We start from the raw sequence: 1450 nt of genomic DNA, 5'->3' as shown, positions 1-1450 counted from the left end.
CTACCCTTTACCATTATTATTGTTTAATATACTCATGGCTAGTCTATAACCCTCGTATTTTAATTTAAATCTATCCAGTCCTTGTTTGATGGATATGTATCCAGGGTTCCCTTGTGAGGCATAACCACTCCATCCGCTCAACCTTGCACAAACCCAGGAGCAATATGCTAATGTTTCTGGGGCAAACGGGTTTTTCTGCTTTTGAGTATTTCCTTCAAGAGTTTTACTCACGGCTTCCATAAAAACTATTTCATCTTCAGAAAACTGAACCGTAGCTTTAATCTTATGGTTGTTATCATATGCCATTTTTAATGACATAGTTGTCAAGGCTACTTGCAATGCCATTACTAATTGCTTTTTTAAAGCCACACCTGTTGTCAACTGTGATGCTTCTATTTGTAAACCTTTGCTTTTAATTACTCTGAATAATTCTTCAATAATCCATCGTTGTGCATACCATTCAATACACTGTAAGTCAGACTGTACATCTTCTACAGGATGGGTTGTCAAAAGCCTCCATATTATTGGCTCTTCGTTTTCAGGAACTGTCTCTGCAAGTTCGTGTGCTTCTATAGCCCACATTTCAACATACTCAGGATATTCATTAAGCCTGCTATTTTGTGGCCTGCTTAGTTTGACCTGTGTGAATTTTAATGTCAGTTTAGCTATTCTGTTCTTACGTTTCTTATTGTATTTTACTGGCAGTTCATATTCTATTGCAGATGGTAATGCCTCTAGGTGCTCAAACAGTTTGTCATCGTGCTGGTACAACCGCCTGTTGACACTGGAACGTATTAGCAGGTGGGTCTGCTCATCAGGTACTGATACCAGTTCTTCATAGATATCAGACTCTCGATCTCCAATAACTGTTAGAATTGGCGTTTCACTCAATACTGCTTTCGTTTCCTCAGGCGCTTTTAACCACCTATAAGACTCTTTGTCTTCAATGTTCAGGTTAAAATATTTTCGCTCGTGTTTATCCTTTTTATTCCACGAACGATTCCATAGCTGTACTGAAGAAAAACCCAATGGCATTTGTTGCTCACTATCGATTATTAACATTGGATGACAGAAAAAGCCTGCGTTGTCATTGCGAGTGATTGGGCCAACTCCCTGATCATCTGTTCCAATCCTATTAATGTGGTTTGTGTAGTTTATCTCTGTTGTATCTTGAATGCAAAGTAGATGTCTGGAGCCTTGATTGGCCTTGCACTTTGCTGTTAATGAATTGATTAATTCCATTTCTGTAAATGATACATTTTTAAATAAGCCGTATGCTGCCTTCTTTTCTTTAAAAGTAGAACAAAACTTATTAACAACTACAGTACCGGATTTAAACATCTTATTCATTACTTGTTCAGCTCGTTTTTCAATTCGATAATCGGATAGGTAACCTTTAAAACACCCATTGAACTCATTCATTTTCATGCTATTAAGATACTAACAATAA

At 37.2% G+C, this 1450-nt stretch carries 1 protein-coding gene; it reads right to left on the bottom strand.

The annotated features are described in order from the left end of the window. Window positions 1-1428, bottom strand: coding sequence for an IS4 family transposase (locus KEM09_RS21780; RefSeq protein WP_212232060.1), 1428 nt, complete (start codon window positions 1426-1428; stop codon window positions 1-3). Window positions 1429-1450 lie beyond the last annotated feature (22 nt).

It is taken from the genome of Carboxylicivirga mesophila, from assembly GCF_018271975.1.
Taxonomy (GTDB): domain Bacteria; phylum Bacteroidota; class Bacteroidia; order Bacteroidales; family Marinilabiliaceae; genus Carboxylicivirga; species Carboxylicivirga mesophila.
This window is presented reverse-complemented; position numbering and strand designations above follow the sequence as displayed.